This is a genomic window from Zavarzinia sp., from assembly GCF_041650655.1.
Taxonomy (GTDB): Bacteria; Pseudomonadota; Alphaproteobacteria; order Zavarziniales; family Zavarziniaceae; genus Zavarzinia.
Window position 1 is genome coordinate 1 of sequence record NZ_JBAZKR010000228.1, and the last position, 3,182, is coordinate 3,182.

A 3,182-nucleotide genomic window follows, 5' to 3' on the forward strand; every position below is an offset into this window, starting at 1 on the left:
AACCTGCCCGCTCAATTACGTCAGACATCACTTGCTCGATACTGGGGTATGGAGCGGGTAAACGCGGCAATGCGTCAATATTAAAATGACAGTATTCACCTCCACCTTTTGGTGGACCCTCCACCTAAAGGTGGATTTGAAAGCCGTTACGACAGTATTTCTCCCACTTGTTAACCACAATGGCGGGGATCCCATGGCGAATTCATGAAACAACTGTGGGGGAGGGATTGACACCCCTTCGCGAATGGTCTGACAATCAGGCCAATGACGGAGGGCGCAGGCCCATCTGGCGTGAGGTACAGGCGTTGACAGCACTTCGTAAGGCGGATGTCGCCGTGCAGACATCAACGGGCGTCGCGGTTTCGGCCGCGACCGCCGTGAACCGGGGCACCGGTCTCTTCGTCGACAATGTCACCAAGCAGTTTGGCGGCGTCTACGCGGTGCGCGACGTCACCATGGCCTGCGAGGTCGGGCAGATCGTCGGCCTGATCGGCCCGAATGGCGCCGGCAAGACGACCCTGATGAATCTCATCTCGGGCACGCTGACGCCGACCTCCGGCAATGTCTATCTCGGCGGCCAGCCGCTCGGCGCGACCTCGCCCGAGACCTGCGCCGAAGCCGGCATCGCCCGCACCTTCCAGAACATCCGCCTGTTCAAGCGCCTGACCGTGCGCGAGAACGTCGAGGTCGCCTCGATCACCTTCCGCCGCCTGAAGCGCGAGGGGGTGGAGGCGCCGAACGTCGATGAAATCCTCGACCTGCTGGGTCTGTCGGCCATGGCCGACCTGAAGGCCGGGCATCTGCCCTATGGCCATCAGCGCCGGGTCGAAATCGCCCGCGCCCTGGCGCTGGCGCCCAAGGTCATCCTGCTCGACGAGCCGGCGGCGGGCATGAACGAGCAGGAGTCTCATGCCCTCATCGCCTCGGTGCGGATGATCCGCGACCGCTTCGGTTGCGGTGTCGTCGTCATCGAACACGACCTGAAGTTCATCATGGAGGTGAGCGAGCTGCTCTACGTCATGCATCTCGGCGCCGTCATCGTCAGCGGCCCGCCGGAAGAGGTGCGCCACGACGAACGGGTGATCGAGGTCTATCTCGGGCGCAAGGCGCGGAAGTAATCAATCTCGTTGCTATTTTTCGGGGCTAACCAAGGGGATCGGTCATGAAACGGTATGGTGTGCTTTCACTGGCGGCGTCGCTGGGTCTCGCGACCCTGTCGCCCTTTTCCGCCCAGGCCGCCGATGACATCATCATCGGCTATGCCGCCGCGGTGACCGGCATGTATGCGCCTTACGACAGCGTCGACGGCGCCCAGTGCGAGATCGACCGCATCAACGAGAAGGGCGGCGTGCTCGGCCGCAAGCTGCGTCTCGAAGCCCGCGACATGAAGTCGGACGCGGTGATGGCCGCGACCGCCGGGCAGGAGTTGATCGACCTTGGCGCCACGGCGATCCTGTCGCCGCCGTCGGACGATACCTCGATCCCGATCGCGGCCCTCGCGCTGCCGCATGGCATCGCGGTGCTCTCTGTCGGTTCGACCCAGGTGCAGTTTCCGGCGGCCAGCCCGGAAAACGCCTATCTCGTGCCTTATGGCGACAATCTCTCGGCCGGCGCCGCCGCGGAATATGCGATCAAGCAGGGTTACAAGAACGCCGTCTTGATGATCACCCGCGACATCGGCTCCTACGGTCTCGCGACGCCGGAATATTTCGGCGCCGCCTTCGAGCATCTGGGCGGCAAGGTGCTGAAGCGTATCAACTACAACACCGGCTTGTCCGACTACCGCGCCCAGCTCGCGGAAATCCAGGCCATGGACCCGAAGCCGGACGTGATCTTCGGCGGCTTCATCACGCCGGACGGCGCCGTCTTCCCGCGCCAGTTCATGGCGGCCGGCCTCGACAAGATCACCTTCATGGGCACCGACGGCTATGACGATCCGGGCATCCTCGAGATCGCCGGCGACAGCGCCAAGATGATCAAATTCGTCACCCATGGCTTCCCGTCGGCGGGTTCCCCGCTCGAGGAGTTCTACGCCGACTGCACCAAGCGCGGTTACAAGATCCAGAACATCTTCTTCGGCCTTGCCGGTGAATCCGTCCTGGTGGTCAAGACCGCGATCGAGGCGGCGGGCAGCGCCGATCCGGCCGCCGTCAATGCCGCGATCAAGGAAATCAAGGACATGAAGGGCATCACCACCGACTCGATCACCTACAAGGATCGGGGCGGCGTGCCGATCAAGCGCATGGCGGTGGTCGAGGTGGTGAACGGCAAGTTCACCAAGGTCCAGGACATCCTGCCTGCCTACGTTCCGGCGCCCTGATGCTGGAGCTGTCGAACATCACCGTTCAATACGGTGTCGTGAAGGCGGTCCGGGGCGTCAGCCTTCGGGTCGAGAAGGGGGAGATCGTCTCCCTTCTCGGCCCCAACGGGGCGGGCAAGTCCAGCCTCGTCTCGGCGGCGGTGGGCATCCTGCCCGTCGCCGGGGGCACGATCCGCTTCGAGGGCACCGACATCACCAAGAAGCCGGCGGAAGCCGTGGTCGCCATGGGTCTCACCCTGACCCCCGAGGGGCGCCGCGTCTTCGCCGACCTCTCGGTCGCCGAGAATCTTCACCTCGGTGCCGCCACCCGCAAGGATCGTGACGGGGTCGCCGCCGATATCGAGAAATATCTGAAGATGTTTCCGATCCTGGGCGAGCGTTATCACCAGACCGCCAAGACCCTGTCGGGCGGCGAGCAGCAGATGCTGGCGATCGCCCGTTCGCTGATGTCGCGGCCGCGGCTCCTGATGCTGGACGAGCCGTCGCTCGGCCTTGCGCCGCGCATCGTCGACCGCATCTTCGAGCTGATGCTGGACCTGAAACGCGACGGACTGACCATGCTGGTCGTCGAGCAGAACGCGACCGACGCCCTCAGCATCTCCGATCGCGGCTACATCCTCGCCAGCGGCAGCCTCGTCTATGAAGGCGACGCCAAGGTGATGGTCGATTCCGAAGACCTCATGGAAGCCTATCTCGGCTCCGGGGTTCACTGACGGGAGCGCGGACACGCCATGGAATATTTCATCCAGCAACTGGTGAATGCGCTCAGCGTCGGCAGCGAATATGCGTTGCTGGCCCTTGGCCTCGCCATCGTCTTTTCGATCATCGGCCTCGTCAATTTCGCCCATGGCGAACTGATCAC

General features: G+C 63.5%; 3 protein-coding genes. All 3 read left to right on the forward strand.

Annotated features, from left to right (window positions below):
• Positions 1-335: 335 nt before the first annotated feature.
• Genes WC493_RS22655 through WC493_RS22665 form a run of 3 tightly spaced genes read left to right on the forward strand, consistent with a single transcriptional unit; the run spans position 336 to position 3,033 of the window.
• A complete protein-coding gene (locus WC493_RS22655) occupies positions 336-1,118 on the forward strand; it encodes an ABC transporter ATP-binding protein (protein WP_373068801.1) in 783 nt (260 codons plus the stop codon).
• Positions 1,119-1,162: 44 nt separating this feature from the next.
• Positions 1,163-2,320, forward strand: a complete 1,158-nt coding sequence (locus WC493_RS22660; RefSeq protein ID WP_373068803.1) for an ABC transporter substrate-binding protein — start codon at positions 1,163-1,165, stop codon at positions 2,318-2,320.
• Positions 2,320-3,033, forward strand: a complete 714-nt coding sequence (locus WC493_RS22665) for an ABC transporter ATP-binding protein (RefSeq protein WP_373068805.1) — start codon at positions 2,320-2,322, stop codon at positions 3,031-3,033. The genes WC493_RS22660 and WC493_RS22665 overlap by 1 nt, the downstream gene beginning before the upstream one ends.
• Positions 3,034-3,182 lie beyond the last annotated feature (149 nt).

Excerpts from the sequence above, each read along its gene's own strand:
- WC493_RS22660 (WP_373068803.1), top strand. The coding sequence starts at position 1,163 with ATGAAACGGTATGGTGTGCTTTCACTGGCGGCGTCGCTGGGTCTCGCG.
- WC493_RS22665 (WP_373068805.1), top strand. The coding sequence starts at position 2,320 with ATGCTGGAGCTGTCGAACATCACCGTTCAATACGGTGTCGTGAAGGCG.